The 16,215-nt window shown below is 69.6% G+C and carries 17 protein-coding genes; 6 read left to right on the top strand and 11 right to left on the bottom strand.

The window, feature by feature from the left end:
- Complete coding sequence (locus tag ACFOWZ_RS25050; RefSeq protein ID WP_382376309.1) at window positions 1-2,703, top strand: hypothetical protein; 2,703 nt, start codon at window positions 1-3, stop codon at window positions 2,701-2,703.
- A gap of 57 nt (window positions 2,704-2,760) precedes the next feature.
- Here ACFOWZ_RS25050 and ACFOWZ_RS25045 read toward each other — a convergent pair whose 3' ends face one another.
- Window positions 2,761-3,708, bottom strand: coding sequence for a S41 family peptidase (locus ACFOWZ_RS25045; protein ID WP_382376308.1), 948 nt, complete (start codon window positions 3,706-3,708; stop codon window positions 2,761-2,763).
- Between the two features lie 59 nt (window positions 3,709-3,767).
- On the opposite strand from ACFOWZ_RS25045, the gene ACFOWZ_RS25040 reads away from it, so the two are divergent.
- Entirely contained in the window at window positions 3,768-4,919 is a 1,152-nt protein-coding gene (locus ACFOWZ_RS25040) for a cytochrome P450 (RefSeq protein ID WP_382376307.1), read from the top strand.
- On the opposite strand, the gene ACFOWZ_RS25035 is transcribed toward ACFOWZ_RS25040, so the two are convergent.
- The 4 genes from ACFOWZ_RS25035 to infC all read right to left on the bottom strand — a co-directional run bounded on the left by ACFOWZ_RS25035 (window position 4,907) and on the right by infC (window position 7,052).
- On the bottom strand, window positions 4,907-5,746 hold the full coding sequence (locus ACFOWZ_RS25035) for a TrmH family RNA methyltransferase (RefSeq protein ID WP_382376338.1): 840 nt from the start codon (window positions 5,744-5,746) through the stop codon (window positions 4,907-4,909). The genes ACFOWZ_RS25040 and ACFOWZ_RS25035 overlap by 13 nt on opposite strands.
- On the bottom strand, window positions 5,743-6,132 hold the full coding sequence (rplT, locus tag ACFOWZ_RS25030; RefSeq protein WP_030474134.1) for a 50S ribosomal protein L20: 390 nt from the start codon (window positions 6,130-6,132) through the stop codon (window positions 5,743-5,745). Before rplT ends, ACFOWZ_RS25035 begins: the two co-directional genes overlap by 4 nt.
- Window positions 6,133-6,202: 70 nt before the next feature.
- Window positions 6,203-6,397 (bottom strand): 50S ribosomal protein L35, encoded by a 195-nt coding sequence (rpmI, locus tag ACFOWZ_RS25025; protein WP_030474133.1) that lies wholly within the window; start codon window positions 6,395-6,397, stop codon window positions 6,203-6,205.
- A gap of 49 nt (window positions 6,398-6,446) precedes the next feature.
- Window positions 6,447-7,052 carry a translation initiation factor IF-3 gene (gene infC / locus ACFOWZ_RS25020; RefSeq protein WP_382376306.1) on the bottom strand — a complete coding sequence of 202 codons (606 nt, stop codon included), beginning with the start codon at window positions 7,050-7,052 and terminating at the stop codon, window positions 6,447-6,449.
- 277 nt (window positions 7,053-7,329) lie between these two features.
- Between infC and ACFOWZ_RS25015 the strand changes: the two genes are divergently transcribed.
- Window positions 7,330-7,680: a DUF1844 domain-containing protein gene (locus tag ACFOWZ_RS25015; protein ID WP_030474131.1), complete on the top strand. Its 351-nt coding sequence runs from the start codon at window positions 7,330-7,332 to the stop codon at window positions 7,678-7,680.
- A gap of 76 nt (window positions 7,681-7,756) precedes the next feature.
- On the opposite strand, the gene ACFOWZ_RS25010 is transcribed toward ACFOWZ_RS25015, so the two are convergent.
- The 6 genes from ACFOWZ_RS25010 to ACFOWZ_RS24985 all read right to left on the bottom strand — a co-directional run bounded on the left by ACFOWZ_RS25010 (window position 7,757) and on the right by ACFOWZ_RS24985 (window position 11,781).
- On the bottom strand, window positions 7,757-8,410 hold the full coding sequence (locus ACFOWZ_RS25010; RefSeq protein WP_382376305.1) for a hypothetical protein: 654 nt from the start codon (window positions 8,408-8,410) through the stop codon (window positions 7,757-7,759).
- The gene (locus ACFOWZ_RS25005) at window positions 8,407-8,997 is read right to left on the bottom strand and encodes a hypothetical protein (protein ID WP_382376304.1); all 591 of its coding nucleotides are present in this window, start codon (window positions 8,995-8,997) and stop codon (window positions 8,407-8,409) included. The genes ACFOWZ_RS25010 and ACFOWZ_RS25005 overlap by 4 nt, the downstream gene beginning before the upstream one ends.
- Before the next feature lie 44 nt (window positions 8,998-9,041).
- Window positions 9,042-9,590 (bottom strand): hypothetical protein, encoded by a 549-nt coding sequence (locus tag ACFOWZ_RS25000; protein WP_382376303.1) that lies wholly within the window; start codon window positions 9,588-9,590, stop codon window positions 9,042-9,044.
- An 86-nt stretch (window positions 9,591-9,676) separates the two neighbouring features.
- Window positions 9,677-10,057 (bottom strand): RidA family protein, encoded by a 381-nt coding sequence (locus tag ACFOWZ_RS24995; protein WP_030474127.1) that lies wholly within the window; start codon window positions 10,055-10,057, stop codon window positions 9,677-9,679.
- Between the two features lie 11 nt (window positions 10,058-10,068).
- Window positions 10,069-10,815, bottom strand: a complete 747-nt coding sequence (locus tag ACFOWZ_RS24990; protein ID WP_382376302.1) for an IclR family transcriptional regulator — start codon at window positions 10,813-10,815, stop codon at window positions 10,069-10,071.
- Window positions 10,816-11,781 (bottom strand): sugar kinase, encoded by a 966-nt coding sequence (locus tag ACFOWZ_RS24985; protein ID WP_382376301.1) that lies wholly within the window; start codon window positions 11,779-11,781, stop codon window positions 10,816-10,818. It lies immediately after the preceding gene.
- An 85-nt stretch (window positions 11,782-11,866) separates the two neighbouring features.
- On the opposite strand from ACFOWZ_RS24985, the gene ACFOWZ_RS24980 reads away from it, so the two are divergent.
- Genes ACFOWZ_RS24980 through ACFOWZ_RS24970 form a run of 3 tightly spaced genes read left to right on the top strand, consistent with a single transcriptional unit; the run spans window position 11,867 to window position 16,150 of the window.
- Window positions 11,867-13,159, top strand: coding sequence for an amino acid deaminase (locus tag ACFOWZ_RS24980; RefSeq protein WP_382376300.1), 1,293 nt, complete (start codon window positions 11,867-11,869; stop codon window positions 13,157-13,159).
- Window positions 13,160-13,172: 13 nt separating this feature from the next.
- The gene (locus ACFOWZ_RS24975) at window positions 13,173-14,756 is read left to right on the top strand and encodes an N-acyl-D-amino-acid deacylase family protein (RefSeq protein ID WP_382376299.1); all 1,584 of its coding nucleotides are present in this window, start codon (window positions 13,173-13,175) and stop codon (window positions 14,754-14,756) included.
- Entirely contained in the window at window positions 14,753-16,150 is a 1,398-nt protein-coding gene (locus tag ACFOWZ_RS24970) for a GntP family permease (protein WP_382376298.1), read from the top strand. The genes ACFOWZ_RS24975 and ACFOWZ_RS24970 overlap by 4 nt, the downstream gene beginning before the upstream one ends.
- The last annotated feature ends 65 nt before the right edge of the window (window positions 16,151-16,215 follow it).

The following is a 16,215-nucleotide window of genomic DNA, read 5'->3' as shown; positions in this document are numbered from 1 at the left end:
ATGGCCGACTTCACCGCGGAGGACGCGGAAAGAGCGTTCCTCGAGGCGTACAACATGCCGACCGGCATGCCGAAGCACGAGGCGCTGGAACGGGCGGCGCGCATGTCCGACGCGCTCGGGCACCTGCCGCTCGGGGTGTCGTGCCGGATCTCGCTGATCGACTCGGCGTACTACCTGGCGCGCTACGACCTCATGCTCGCGCCGTTCGCGTGGGCGCGGGCCGCGGAGGAGAAGGACCCGGAGGCGTTCAACGACTACGAGCGCCACTCGCTGAACTGGTCGCACAAGTGGATCGCGACCGGGCTGCGCCGGGACCCGCGGTTCTCGCTGGACCAGCTGCAGGCGGTGATCGGCCAGCTCGCCGACCGCTACGGGCGCCTGGGTTTCTCGGTGCAGCCGGTGCACGGCGCGCGGGCCGAGTACGCCTACCACGTCGGTGACATGACGGGTCTGGCCGAGCACCTCGGCAAGTACCTCGCGACCGAGTCCGGCCCGATGGCGGACTGCGACGCGTGCGTGGTCGAGGAGCAGGTCTGGATGCTGGCGCGGCTCGGCCGGCATCAGGAGGCCGCCGCGCACGGCTGGGAAGGCCTGTCGGGCAACACGAACTGCGCCACGCAGCCGCAGGGCATCCTGTCCGCGCTGCTGTGGCCGTTGCTGGAGATCGGCGACACCGAACGCGCCGCGCACGCGCACACGACCGCGTACCGGTTGATCAAGGACGACGAGATCACCTCGTACGTGCACGAGCACATCCGGTTCTGCGCGCTGACGGGCAACGTCTCCTGCGGCGAGGAGATCCTGCGGCGGTCGCTGCACAAGGTGACCGCGACCCAGCTGCCGGCCGACGAGATGTCGTTCGCCGAGTGCGCTTCCGTTCTGCTGCAGCGGATTTCTCCCGACGCGGTCTTCGAGGTGCCGTCGGTCGGCACGCTCACCGCCGCGGCGTTGCTCGACCGGCTGTCGACGCGCGCGGTGGAGCTCGCGAAGGCGTTCGACGCGCGCAACGGCACGCCGGCGTGGACCGAGCGGATCACGAGGTCGCTGGAGCAGGCCGACTACCCGCACGTCGAGCTGGCGGTCCCGTCGGCGCCGGTGGCCGCTCCCGCGGAGGAGCCGGTCGTGTTCGGCGACCCGGTGGAGATCGCCGAGGCGATGGTGACGCTGTACGAGCAGGGCGACTTCGTGAAGGCGCGGCGCATGCTCGACTCGCTGCCCGCGGACATGGACTCGTTGCTGCCGCCCGATCTCGCCGCGCACGCGGGCATCCGGCGGATGACGACGGGCCTGGTCCCGTTCGACCCGGCCGCGTTCGAGGAGCTGCTGACGGCGTTGCCCGCTGATCTGGCTCTGCGCTACCAGGCACGGCTCGCGTCAGGGCTCGAAGGCGGCCTGGAGCTCGCCGAACGGTGCCTGGCCGAGGCGACGTCGGACTACACGCGGACGGTGGCGGCACTGACGCTGGCCGAGCTGCTGGACGACGCCGGCGCGCCCGAACGGGCGTCCGCGATGATCACACTCGCGTCCTCTTTGGACGTTCCGGAGCTGCGCGGACGGGTCGCCGTCGAGGCGGCGGAACACCGGGCGCGCCAGCAGGACCTCGACGGCGCGTACGCGGACGTCCTGGCGGCCATGGCCGGTGAGCTGCCGTTGAACGCCCGGTTCGAGGGCTACCGGCTGCGGTTGCGGCTGGAGACGCTGCTGGGCCGCGTTCCTGAGGCCGTGGCGACGTCGCGGGAGTTCGTGGCGGCGTTCCCGCTGCCGGAAGCCGCGGAGGCGCGCTGGTACCAGGTCGCGTCGATCCAGGAGCTCGACCAGGAGGGCGCCTGCCTGGGCGACCTGCGCGAGGCCGTCGCGGTCTCGCGCGTGCACCTCTCCCCCGGCCACACCGCGCACTTCTGCTTCGCGCTGAGCGGCGGGTACGTGCAGACGGACCGTTTCGTCGAGGCGGCCGAGGTGCTCGAGGAGTCGTTGCGGCTCCTGCAGGACGGCCAGGAGGACCTGCGGCTGCAGGTCGTGTTCCGGCTCGGTCAGGTGTGCCGCAAGCTGGGCGAACTGCCCGCCGCCGAGCGTTACCTGCGCGAGGCGTCGGAACTGCTGCCGCCCGAGGAGGTGGGACGCAGGGCGTTCCTGCTCGACGCGCTCGCGTCCGTGCAGGGCCGCCTGGACAAGCACGACGAGGCGACGGCGTCGTGGCGCGCGGCCGCCGCGTTGTGGCAGCAGGAGGGCAACCTCACGGAGGCGATCGGCTCGTTGGTCGAACTGGCCTCGAACCTGCCCGACGACGAGGTGGTGGAAACCCGCGCCGCCGTCGACGAGGCCGAGGCACTCCTGCCGTTGCTGGACGACCCGCGCGAGGTCACGAGGCGCCAGGCGGAGATCGCCGCGATCCGCGCGTGGGTGCACGGCCAGGCAGGCGAGTTCGCGCTGGCGATGAAGCACTACCGCGACGCCGAGGCGCTGGTGGTGTCGCTGGGCGACGAGAACTGGCGGGTGTTCGTGGTGCTGCGCGCGGCACAGGTGCTGCTGGGCGCCGACGACGCCGAGGGCGCGGAGGCCGAGGCGCGCAGGGCGGCATCGCTGCTGCCCGACGACGCCCAGGTCGGGAACGTGCTGTCGGTGCTGTCGGAGGCGTTGCGGCGCCAGAACAAGCCGTCCGGCACGGATCCGCTGGTGCGCGAACTGACAGCGCGCCTGGCCTAGCGGTAAAGGTGTCTGCAAGTACCACCAACTGCGAGTTGGTGGTACTTGCAGACGCCATCAAGCAATCAGGGCTTCGGCGGCCGCTTCCGCGATCAGCCGCCGTGGGCCCTCGTCGCCGAGCGTCAGCACGTGTTCGAGCGCCTTCTTGTAGGCGACGTCGAACGCCTCGTCCGCGGGCACCGCGATGTGCGGGACCACGCCGACTCCCTCCCAGTTGGTGCCCGAGATCGGGTTGATCGCGCGGCCGTTGGGGATCGACGACTTCAGGTGCGGGCCGACGCGGTAGCGGTCGCCGGGATGAGCGCCGCCCCTGGTGGTCTCGCCGATCAGGGTGGCGCGCTCGTTCTGCTGCAGGTTGTAGCTCAGCTCCTCGGCGCCGGAGAACGTGCGGCCGCTGGTGAGCACGTAGATCGGCTTCTTGCCGCCGAACTTCGGGCCCTGGACGTGCGAGAGGGTCCAGTACTGCTCGGTCGTGTCGTCCGGGCGGCTGTAGATGTCGTTGAGGTGCACGCGCTCGTCGAACAGGTAGCTGCAGATCAGCGCCACGGTATTGGGGTCGCCGCCGCCGTTGTTGCGCAGGTCGATGATCAACGCGTCGGTGTGCGCGATGAGGTTCATGGCCGCGACGAACGCCGGCGTGGCGATCCCGGCGTCGTGCAGCAGGCGCAGGTCGAGCAGGCCGACGTTGCCCTTGAGGCGTTCGACCTTGGTGATGCCGAACGCGGCCAGCTCGGCTTCCTTCTGGTACGCGACCGGGTCCCAGGCCGTTTCCTGGCCGGTCTCGGCAACCTCGTCGTGGCTGTACAGCAGGCGCAGGTGCTTGTCCCCGTTGACCGACTGCAGGTCAGCGGTGACGCGGGCGGCGAAATCCTGATCGTCCACATCGGAATAAGCGCCCTCGTCCAGACGAGCGCGCAGGACTTTCGCGATCTCGTTGGCCGTGTCCGGGAACACGTAGTAGGAGGCGAGCTGGGAGCACAGGAGTTCGATCTCTGGTTCGCGCACCGGCACACGATACGAGACGCCCGGCGAACCGACAGCGCGTTTTCGGCGTGGGTAAAGACATGGAGCCCAACTGGCAGTTCGACCACATCGACCCGTTGCTGGCCAATCCGTTGAACGACGTCTTAGCCGGCTTGCGCGCGCAGTGTCCCGTCGTGCACTCCACCAAACACGACGGGTTCACGGCCGTGCTCACCTACGACGCGATCAGACAGGTTCTCGGCGACTACGGCACGTACAGCTCGACGGACGGCATCGCCATCCCCAAGGTCACCATGACCGGCAAACCGCCGATCGACTTCGACCCTCCGCTGCACACCTCGTACCGCAAGATCCTCCAGCGGCACTTCACACGCGCGGCGGTGGCGCAGTACGACGACGTGTTGCGCACGCTTGTACGGCAACGGATCGCCGAGTTGCTCGCACGAGGTGAAGCGGACCTGGTGCCGGAGCTCGCGCACTACCTGCCGCCGGCCGCGATCGCGTTGATCCTCGGCATGCCACCGGAGGACGGCGACAAGTTCCTCGGGTGGCTCGACCGGCTGTTCCTCGCCGCCCGCACCGGTGCGCGGGAGGACGGCGCCACAGCGTTGCGCGAGTTCCAGGACTACGTCGCCGGCCAGCTCGACCGGCAGCGAGCGGCCGGAGCGGACACGGTGGCGCTCGCGATCGCGGGTGGAACCGTCGACGGGCGGCCGCTCACCGTCGACGAGCAGATCGGCATGTTCGTCTTCCTGATCGTCGCCGGGCACGAGACGACCGTGCACGGCCTGAGCACGCTGCTCTACTTTCTCGCGACCGTCGACGGTCTGCGCTCGCGGCTGCGCGACGAACCCTCGTTGCTGCCGAAGGTGATCGACGAGTGCCTGCGCATCGAGTCGCCCGTCGTCGGGGTGGCGCGGACGGCTCGCGGCTCGGCGCTGGTGCCGGACGGGCGGGTCCTGGCGGTGATCAGCGCGGCCAACCACGACCCGGCGGTCTTCGAGCGGCCGACCGAGTTCGACTGCGAACGCGAGCGGAACCCGCACCTGGCGTTCGGCTACGGGGTGCACCGGTGCGCGGGCGAGCACCTGGCTTTCCTGGAGATGCGCATCGTCGCCGAGGAGGTGCTCAGCCTGATGCCGGACTACGAGTTCGCGCCCGGCTTCCGTCCACAGTGGAGCGGAGGGAAGCTGACCCGCGGCATCGAGTCACTTCCCGTTCAGCTGCGCTGATCCCGCGCCGAGGCGTAGAGGCACACCGCGGCGGCCGTCGCGAGGTTCAGGCTCTCCGCAGCGCCGTACAGCGGCACCTTCAGCGTGGTGTCCAGCTTCGCCACGACGTCGTCGGGCAGCCCGTGGGCCTCGCTGCCGAACACCCACGCCGTGGGCTGCTTCAGCTCGCCCCTGGCAGAGGCCTCGACGAGGTCGTCCTTCGCGTAGCCGTCGGCGGCGACGAGCTTCAACCCTGCCTGGCGGCACGCGGCGAAGACCTCGTCCGCGTCACGCGACCGCGCGATCGGCAGGTGGAACAGCGAACCCGTGGAGGCGCGCACGCACTTGCCGTTGTGCGGGTCGACGGTGTCGCCGGCGAAGATCACCGCGTCCGCACCGGCCGCGTCCGCCACGCGCGTGACGGTGCCCGCGTTGCCGGGATCGGAGACGCCGTGGAGCACGGCGACGAGACGCGGCGTGCCTCGCAGCGCCTCGCCGAGAGGCTGTGGCACGGCGTCGCAGACCGCGATGAGGCCCTGGGGCGTCACGGTTTCCGACAACGACGCGGCGGCCTTGTCGGTGACCTCGCTGATCCTGATGCCCGCGGCGGACGCGGTCTGGAGCAGCTCGGCGTTGCGTTCCGCGGCCGTGTCCGTCACGAAGAGCTCGTGGACCTGGCCGCCACGCCACGCCAGTGCCTCGCGCACGGCCTGCGCTCCCTCGACGAGGAAACGGCCTGCCTTGTCACGGCCCTGGCGGCGGGTCAGGTGGCGAGCAGCAACGACCCGAGGCGTCCGTTCGGTGAACGGAGCTGCCTCGGGTCGTTGCGCGCGTGACTGCTGGCTCAGGCCTTGTCCCCGGCCGGAGCGTTCACGTCGGTCGGGAGCGCGTTGCGCGCGATCTCGACGAGGGCCGTGAAGGCGGTGGCGTCGGTGACGGCGAGGTCCGCGAGGATCTTGCGGTCGACCTCGACGCCGCCGAGGCGCAGGCCCTGGATGAGGCGGTTGTAGGTCATGCCGTTCGCGCGGGCAGCGGCGTTGATCCGCTGGATCCACAGCTTGCGGAAGTCGCCCTTGCGCGCACGGCGGTCGCGGTACGCGTAGTTGAGCGAGTGGAGCACCTGCTCCTTGGCCTTGCGGTACAGCCTCGAGCGCTGGCCGCGGTAACCGCTGGCGAGCTCAAGGGTGGTACGGCGCTTCTTCTGGGCGTTCACAGCCCGCTTGACGCGTGCCACGGGTCCATCCTGTCGATCTCAAGGGGGCGGAGTCGGGGTCCGCCCCGAAGTTAGCTAGGGGGTCGAACGGTCAGAGACCGAGCAGCTTCTTCAAGCGCGGCGCGTCGGCGGGCGACACGACGGTCGTGCCGGCCATGCGACGCGTCTCACGGCTGGACTTGACCTCCAGGCGGTGGCGCTTGCCCGTCTTCTCACGGACGATCTTCCCGCTGCCGGTCACCCGAACTCGCTTCGAGGTGCCCTTGTGCGTCTTGTTCTTCGGCATTTCCGTCCTCGTCTCGTGCTACCCACCGGGTCGGGGGCGGGCGTGCGTCCTACTCGGCGGCGTCGTCGGTTTCGACGACGTCGTCCTGGTCCTGCTTGACCGGACGCGCCTTGATGTTCTTGTGCGGCGCCAACACCATGATCATGTTGCGGCCGTCCTGCTTCGGGTTGGACTCGACGAAGCCCAGCTCCGCGACGTCCTCCGCCAGCTTCTGCAGCAACCGGTAACCGAGCTCCGGGCGCGACTGCTCGCGGCCGCGGAACATGATGGTCACCTTGACCTTGTTCCCGTGCGACAGGAAGCGGGCCACGTGGCCCTTCTTCGTCTGGTAGTCGTGCGGGTCGATCTTCGGCCGGAGCTTCTGCTCCTTGATCACGGTCAGCTGCTGGTTACGGCGAGACTCACGAGCCTTCTGGGCGGTCTCGTACTTGAACTTGCCGTAGTCCATGAGCTTGCATACCGGAGGTCGAGCCTGCGCGGCGACCTCGACGAGGTCCAGATCCGCTTCCTGCGCGAGTCGGAGTGCGTCCTCGATGCGAACGATCCCGACCTGCTCACCGTTCGGCCCGACCAGACGGACCTCAGGCACGCGGATGCGGTCGTTGATGCGCGGCTCGGTGCTCACGGGAGCACCTCGGTTCGAGGGACTTGTCATTCACGTCCTTTAAGACTCGTTTGCGCCAAAGACAAGAGCCCCGTCGTCGATGTCGACGACAGGGCCCGCTTCCGACCGATCTCGAACCCGGCTTTCGGACACCTGCGTGTCCTGTGCCGAGGAGACCGGACCCGGCCACCTCTTGAGGCGGTGAACGCGGGTGGGAGCGGGGCTCCACTTGCCGCTCTCGCACTAACGAGAGCTGGTCGCGTCGGAAATAGTAGCAGACGGCCTCGTCAACCCCCGAATCGCGGGCCTGTGACGTCGGCTTGCTTGAATGTCAGGCGTGACCGATCCGCTTGAAGACAGTATCCGTGACCTGGGCGATGTCCCCAGCATCGAGGTGATCAGCCGGGCCGCCGTGATGCTGCTGTCCGCCTCCGCGGAACGGCTGGGCCTCGCCGACCCCGACCCCGACAACTCCCCGCGCCGCGACCTCGACGAGGCGCGCCGCCTGATCACCGGCCTGGCCGGCCTGGTCACGGCCACGTCGGAGTACCTCGGCCCGCACGCCGCCCCGCTCAAGGACGGCCTGCAGTCGGTGCAGCGCGCGTTCCGCGAGGCCTCCGCCGTGCCGGACGAGCCGGGCCAGGGTCCTGGCGAGAAGTACACCGGCCCGGTCTACTAGGGCCTGTGTCGACGTCCGGTTCGATGAGAGCCGCGCTTGAGGCCCGGCTATCGCGGATCGGACGTCGACACAGGCCCTAGTCCGCTCTGACGACGACGGGCTCCCACGGCTCCGCCCTGATCTGGAACACCGCCGAGGCGCGTTGCCCGGTGGCCGCCCGGAACGTGATGGCGGAGCCGTTGTAGAGCGGGCCCACGTCCAGGTGCTCGGCAGGGGGCTCGTCGCGCTGCGACAGCCCGAGCACCCTGCTGCCCGGCACCACGGACACCGTGAGCTGCTCGATGACGGCCGGTCCCCCGAAGTAGCTCAGCCGGAACTCGTCGGGCGCGCCGGGCGTGATCGCGAACGTCGGCATGCCCCTGCGGCTGCGTTCGGCGGCGAGGACCTCCGTGAGCTCGTTGACCTGAGCCGTCGCCTGCGCGGCGGTGAGCTGCGCCTCGTCGGCCAGCATCCGTGACGCCGTCGCCGCTTCCTCCGCCTGCGCCGCCGCCTTCCGCGCTTCCTCTGCCCCCTTCCGCGCTTCCTCCGCCGCCGTCTTGGACTGCAGCGCGCTGGAGGTGGCCTGCTCGACGGCCCTGCGCGCGGCGCCCGCCTCCTCCTGGGCCCTGGCGGCCGCCTCGTGGGCCGCGCGAGCCGCTTCCTGCGCGTTCTTCGCCTCGCGCGCCTGCCACAACGACACGGCCACCGCGCACATCGCCACCACCGCGGCGATGACTGCCAACGCGATCATGCCTTCACCCCCAACGCTGCCAGCTGCCTGCGGGCCAGTTCGTCGATGACGTCGGTGTCCCCGGTCCGCCACCCGACCGCCGGGTCGTTCGGGAACTTGGCCAGTGCCCTCGGCGAGAGGCTGGTAAGCGCTCGCAGCGCGAGCAGGTCGGGCTTGTCCCTGAGCTTCGCGGTGTTGCCGGCCTTGCGCGCGTACCGCAGGCGCAGCGGCAACCAGGTGATGAGGAGGAACAGGACCGGAACGATGATCAGAGCGGCCGCGAGCCAGAACGCGGACTCCTCCACGACGCCGATCTGCGCGTGGCCCGCGTCGGTGAGGGTCTCGCCTGCCTTGGTGCCGTTGCCGAGCGCTCCCGCGAGGTCGTTGCCGACGAGAGGAAGCCCTCGGGCCTTGTTGGCGGCGTTGGTGAAGACGTCGCGGATGTTGCCGCCCGCGTTGACCAGGCCGTCTCCCGGGGCTCTCAGCTGGAGCACCCAGTCGTGGACGGTGGTGGCCACCCAGATCCAGAGGGCCACCCAGCCGACGGCGAGGAGGTCTGCGATCAGTTGACGCGTGAGCCTGACAGGTCTGTCCGCGTACCACTTCATACGAGGATGTTGCCATGCGAAGCATTCGGCGCCGAGCGACCGGGTCAGTGCGCGGTGGTCATGAGTCTGGCCCAGTGCTCACCCGACTGCCGCCCGATCCAGCCGCCGTACAGCAGGGAGTAGCGCCGGCTCGCGACCGCCCAGAACGCGTTGACCTTCGCGACCGCCTCGTCGCGCGACAGTCCGAGGCCCTCCAGCGCGGCCGCGGTGTCGGCCATGACGCGCAAGTGGTTGTCGTCACAGGGATACAGGAACTCGGCGGGCTCGTTGCTCAGCGCCAGCAACGGTCGTTCGTCGTTCTCGAACCCGGACGCGACGGGCGTCCCGAAGGTCACGGTCGTGGTCACCGGGACGACTGCGTCGTGCGGCTCCGAGATGGAGAACAACGCCGTGGCAGGAAGATCGGACGCCGATAGACATGCTCGCGCGTACACGATCGACAGGCCCAGCAGTTCGGCCAGGTCGTCTCCGCGGAGGTCGCGGTCGGGTGCTTCGTGGACGACCGCGGCGAGCTCCTGCGGCAGTTCCGGTTCGCCCGGCCTGATCGCGTGCAGCGCGGCCCGCATCCGGAAGTTGGCCTTCTCCGATATCAACGGTGTCCTCCAACTGCCGAGGGCGCACCCCCGAGTGGAGGCACGCCCTCAGCAAAGCAGTTGGTGCCGTCACCGGCACGACCAGGTCAGTCGACGACGGCCAGCGCGTCGATCTCCACCAGCAGACCGGCCGGGAGTCCCACGTAGACGGTCGTGCGCGCGGGCGCCGGGTCCGTGACGAACTCGCCGTAGACCTCGTTGAGCTCCGCGAAGTGCGCGGTGTCGGTGAGGTAGACGCGGATCATCACCACGTCGTCGATGGACGCGCCACCGGCGGCGAGCACGGCGTTGAGGTTCGCGAACGTCTGGCGCGTCTGCTCGGCCACGGTGGTGCCGACGATCTCACCGGAGGAGGGATCGAACGCGACCTGGCCGGCCACCTGCAGGATGTTGCCCTTGCGCACACCCTGCGAGAAGCGGGCCACCGGCTGCGGAGCGTCGGCAGTCTTGATCTCAACCTTGGACAACGTGTTTCCCCTTATCTTGGAACATAACCGCATTCCACCGAAGCGGCTTCGGCGGTGGCGAGCAGGTCTGGCAGGTGGGACAGCAGGCCGTCGTAGTCGAGCAGCACCTTCGGCACGGACATCGACACGGCCGCGAGCACCTCGCCCCGCGAACCCTTGATCGGGGCGGCGATGCAGTGGATGAAGTCCTCGTGCTCGGCGTTGTCGACGGCGTACCCGTTGGCGCGCACGCGTTCCAGCTCGGCCAGGTACGCCGTCGGGCCGATGATGGTGTTCGCCGTCAGGCGCGGGAACTCCATGCCCGCCAGCACCTTCTGCAACGCCGGCGCCGGCAGGTCGGCCAGCAGGACCTTCGCCACCGCCGTGCAGTGCAACGGCGCGCGGCGGCCGATCCGCGAGTACATGCGCATCTGGTGCCTGGACTCGTACTTGTCGATGTAGATCACCTCACCGTCCTCGTAGGACGCGAGGTGGACGGTGTGCCCCAGGCGGGAGTTGAGCTCGCGCAACGCGGGCTCGGCCGCACGGCGGACGTCGCGTTCCTCCAGGGCGCGGTTGGCGAGGTCGAACAGCGCCGTGCCGAGGCGGTAGTGGTGCACGCCGTCGCGTTGCACGAACCGGTGCGACTCGAGCGTGCGCAGCAGCCGCAGCGTCGTCGACTTGTGCACGCCGATCACGCCGGACAGCTCGTCCAGCGTCTTCGGGCCCGTCGCGAGCTCGCTCACCAGCGTGAGCGCGCGGTCGAGGCTCTGGCTCATCTACACCTCCAGGCGGGCGGACGCCCAGGTCTGCGGGTCGGCGTGCAGCAGCGGATCTGTCACGTCGTCCGGCAAAGGATCTCCGACGTCCTCCGCGGTCAGCAAAGCGGACGCCGCCTGCAGGTGCCCGGCGCGCAGCCGCACCGACGGCGACTGGTCCGCCAGGGTGGCCGCGAGGAACCCCGCGGCGAACGCGTCGCCGGCGCCGACCGGTTCCACGACCTCGACCTTCAGCGCCGGTTCGAAGTGCGACGAACCCCCTTCGAGCAGGGTCGCGCCGTCTGCGCCGTGCTTGACCACCAGCGACGCCGGACCCGGCAGCAGCTGCCGCAGCCTGGCCGGATCGCCGGTGCCCCACACCAGTTCCGCCTCGTCGGAACCCGCGAGCACGACGTCGGCCATGTCCGCGAGCTCCCGCAGCACGCGCGGGTCGCGGTCGGCCCACAGCGCGGGCCGCCAGTTCAGGTCGAACGAGATCCGGAAACCTTGCCGCGGCCGGCGCAGCAGCTCGCGCATCAGCGCGAGGCACGAGTCGGACAGGGCGGCCGTGATCCCGCTGAGGTGCACCAGCTTCACCTCGCCGAGGCCCAGCCTGTCGATCATCTCGAGCCCCATCCCGGACGCCGCGGACCCGCGCCGGTAGTAGCGCACCGGGCTGCCGTGCGGTGAGGCCTCCTTGACGTAGAGGCCGGTCGGGCGGGTCGCGTCGACGCGCACCCGCGACACGTCCACGCCGAAGCTCCCGACGGTGTCGAGCACCGCCAGCCCGAACGAGTCGTCGCCGACCGCGCTGACCCACGCCGCGCCGACGCCGAGGCGCGTGAGGTGGCAGGCGACGTTGGACTCGGCGCCACCGATGGCGCGGTGCCAGGTTCGCACGAGGTGCACGGGACCGGGCTCAGCCGGAACCATCATGACCATGGTCTCGCCGAGACAAACGACACCGCCGACGTGTTCGAACCGCATGCGTGCTCCAGAGGTGTTCGTTGACGGCGGCGCACCCGAATGCTACACACTCCAGCATCACATCGCGCAATGGGAGTTGCAAAATATGCAACAACTGATGGAGATGGACCTCTCGGCCGTCGCGGACATCAGGTCGGAACGGATCAGCTGGCGGTTCAAGGGCCTGCCCTCGAGCACGTTCGGCTCGACCATCGGCGAGGTCGCCGACCGGCGGCTGGACCTCTTCGCCGACGAGTTCGTCGGCCCGCTCGTCGTGCTGGACGCGGACGCGTTGACGCACAACCTGACGACGATGGCCAAGTGGTGTGACAACCACGGCGTCAAGCTCGCGCCGCACGGCAAGACGACGATGGCGCCGCAGCTGTTCCAACGGCAGATCGAGCACGGCGTCTGGGGCATCACCGCGGCCAACGCCTCGCAGCTGCGGGTGTACCGGGCGTTCGGCGTGTCCCGGATCCTGCTGGCGAACCAGCTGCTCGACCCGGCCGCGCTGCGCTGGCTGGTGAGCGAGCTGGACCACGACTCGCGGTTCGAGTTCAGCTGCTGGGCCGACTCCGAGGCAGGCGTCGCACTGATGAGCGAGACGCTGCAGGAGCTCCAGCCGTCACGGCAGGTCGACGTGCTGGTCGAGCTCGGCGCTCCCGGCGGGCGGACCGGTGCGCGCGACCTGGAGACCGCGCTGGCCGTGGCGCGGGCGGTCGACCAGAGCCCGGTGCTGCGGCTGGCGGGTGTGGGCGGCTACGAGGGAGCGCTGGCGCACGACGCCTCCGAGTCGTCGCAGTCCGTCGTGGACCGGTATCTGACCGACCTGCGCACGTTGGTGCTGCGGCTGGCCGACGCCGGACTGCTCGACGAGCTCGACTCGGTGATCGTCACGGCGGGCGGCAGCGCGTACTTCGACCAGGTGGCGGCGACGCTGGCACAGCCCTGGCCGGTGCCGGTGACGCCGGTGTTGCGCAGCGGTGCGTACATCACGCACGACGACGGCTTCTACCGCGGCATCTCACCGTTCGCGCGGATCGGCGGCGTGGAGCCGTTCCGGTCGGCGCTGCGGGCGTGGGCCCAGGTGACGTCACGCCCGCAGCGCGACCTCGCGTTGCTGACGATCGGCAAGCGCGACGCGTCGTTCGACGAGGGCCTGCCGGAACCGCAGCTCCTCCGCCGCCGCGACGGTGCCATCGCACCGCTCACGCAGGCGAAGGTCACCGCGCTGAACGACCAGCACGCGTTCCTCTCACTCGGCGCGGAGGCCACGGTCCGCGTCGGCGACTGGGTCGGGCTCGGCCTCTCCCACCCCTGCACGGTGTTCGACAAGTGGCAGCTCATCCCGGTCGTGCAGGGCACGACCGTGGTCGACCTCATTCGCACCTACTTCTAAGGGGAGTGCACCGATGGACGACGTCGTCCTGCGCGGACCGCTGATCGCCGACGGCACGGGCAGACCCGCGTACCGCGCGGACGTGGCGATCAAGGACGGCGTCATCTCGTCCATTGGTCAGGGGGCCACGGGAACGCGAACGATCGACGCGGACGGGCTCGTGCTCGCGCCGGGGTTCATCGACATGCACTCGCACTCGGACCTGCGGATCCTGGCCGAGCCGGACCACCTGGCGAAGGTCTCGCAGGGCGTCACGACCGAGGTGCTCGGCCAGGACGGCCTGTCGTACGCGCCGGTCAACGACGAGGTGCTCGCGACGTTGCGCGGCCAGCTCGCCGGGTGGAACGACGACCCGCCGGGCTTCGACTGGAACTGGCGCTCGGTCGGTCAGTACCTCGACCGGCTCGACCAGGGCATCGCGGTCAACGCCGCGTACCTGGTGCCACAGGGGACGTTGCGGATGCTGGCCGTCGGCTGGGAGGACCGGCCCGCGACCGACGCCGAGATGCTCGTCATGAAGAACAAGCTCGCGAAGTCGTTGGTGGAAGGCGCTTTCGGCATGTCGTCCGGGCTGACCTACACGCCGGGCATGTACGCGGACACGTCCGAGCTGGTGCAGCTCTGCGAGGTCGTGGGGAACTACGGAGGGTTCTACAGCCCGCACCACCGCAGCTACGGCGCGGGCGCGTTGGAGGCGTACGCCGAGATGGTGGACGTCTCGCGGAGGTCCGGCTGCCCGTTGCACCTCGCGCACGCCACGATGAACTTCCCGGTCAACGAGGGCAGGGCGCCGGAGCTGCTGGCGTTGCTGGACGACGCGATCGCTGACGGCGCGGACATCTCGCTGGACACCTACCCGTACCTGCCGGGCGCGACCTACCTCTCGGCGCTGCTGCCGTCGTGGGCGACGGAAGGCGGGCCGGACAGCGCGCTGGCGAGGTTGTCCGATGTGGACACCCGCGAACGGATCCGCGAGGAGATCGAGGAGATCGGCTCGGACGGGTGCCACGGCGTGCCCGTCGACTGGGACTCCATCGAGATCAACGGTGTCCGCAACGAGCACAACGCGCACCTGGTCGGCACGAGCGTTCTCCAGTCAGCCGCACGGCTCGGGCGCAACCCGGCCGACCTGTACTTCGACGTGCTGGTCGACGAACGCCTGGGCACGTCGTGCCTCATGCACGTGGGCCACGAGGAGAACGTGCAGGCGATCATGAAGCATCCGGCGCACACGGGCGGCAGCGACGGGCTGCTCGTCGGCGACCGGCCGCACCCGCGCGCGTGGGGCACGTTCCCCCGCTACTTCGCGCGCTACGTCCGCGAGCTGGGAGTGCTGAGCCTGGAGGAGTGCGTCGAGCACCTCACCGGCCGTGCTGCCAAGCGTTTGCGGCTCACCGACCGAGGTCTGGTCCGCGAGGGTTTCGCGGCCGACCTGGTGCTGTTCGACGCCTCGACGATCGCCGACACGGCGACGTTCGACCAGCCTCGGCAGCAGGCCGCCGGCATCCCGTACGTGTTCTGCAACGGGGTGACGGTGATCGACGACGGAACCGCCACCGGCGCATTGCCAGGCCATTCACTCAGGAGCCGCGCGTGATCAACTGGTTGCAACACACGACACCGGGTCTGCTGACCCTAGCGGTGGTCAGCATCGCGGTGTTGCTGCTCCTCATCATCAGGTTCAAGGTCGAACCGTTCATCGCGCTGCTCGTCGTCGCGCTCGGTGTGGCCCTGGCCGCCGGCGTGCCGACGGAGACGCTGGTCGGTTCGGCCCAGAAGGCCTCGGACTCGTTGCTGGAGAAGGGCTTCGGCGGCATCCTCGGGCACATCACCGCGATCATCGGTCTCGGCACGCTGCTCGGCGCGATCCTCGAGGCGTCCGGCGGCGCGCAGGTGCTGATGGACAAGCTGATGAGCGCGTTCGGCGAGAAGCGCGCGCCCGTCGCGATCGGCCTCGCAGGTCTGATCTTCGGTGTGCCGGTCTTCTTCGACATCGGCATCTTCGTGCTGGCGCCGCTCGTCTACGTGGCGGCCAAGCGCAGCGGCAAGTCGATCGTGCTGTTCAGCATGCCGCTGCTCGCGGGCCTGTCGGTCATGCACGCGTTCATGCCGCCGCACCCCGGTCCGGTCGCCGCGGCGGGTCTGCTGAAGGTCGGCCTCGGCTGGATCATCATCATGGGCCTCGCGGTGGCGATCCCGTCGTGGTTCGTCGGCGGCGTCCTGTACTCGTACTGGATCGGCAAGCGCATCAACGTGCCGGTGCCGGACGAGATGCTGGTCGCGGCCGAGCAGGCCAAGACGGAGAACGGCGACCGGGAACCGCCGTCGCTCGGGCTGGTGCTCTCGATCATCGGCCTGCCGCTGGTGCTGATCCTGGCCGGCACGTTCGGCTCGATCCTGCTGCAGAAGGGGTCGCGGCCGTACTCGATCGCCACGTTCTTCGGCACTCCCGCCGTGGCACTGACGATCGCCGTGCTGCTCGCGTTCTGGCTGCTGGGCTTCCGGCGCGGCATGACGCGGGACAAGGTCGCGGAGATGGCGGGCGCGTCCCTGCGGCCCGTCGCGATGATCCTGCTCGTGGTCGGCGCCGGTGGCTTCTTCGGCGCCGTGCTGGCCGCGACCGGCATCGGCAAGACCCTGGCCGGCGAGCTCTCGGACCTCGGCCTGCCGGTGATCGCGCTGTCGTACGTGATCAGCTGCGTCATCCGGATCGCGCAGGGCTCGGCGACGGTCGCGATCGTGACGACCGCGGGCATCGTGGCACCGGTGCTGGCGGACCTGAACTACTCGCAGCCGCAGCTCGCCCTGATCGTGATGGCGATCGCGTCCGGTTCGATCATCGCGTCGCACGTGAACGACGGCGGGTTCTGGATCGTCTCCCGCTACTTCGGCCTTTCGGTGAAGGAAACGCTGCAGTCGTGGACGGTGCTGGAAACCATCCTCTCGGTGGTCGGTTTCGTGGTCGCGGCACTGCTCAGCCTGGTCGTATAACCGGACACAACCAAACAAGTTCGCACGCTTGACAACGTGAGCCCCGCATCACAGGATCGGCGCAA

Source organism: Lentzea rhizosphaerae (genome assembly GCF_042649515.1).
GTDB lineage: Bacteria > Actinomycetota > Actinomycetes > Mycobacteriales > Pseudonocardiaceae > Lentzea > Lentzea aerocolonigenes.
This window is presented reverse-complemented; position numbering and strand designations above follow the sequence as displayed.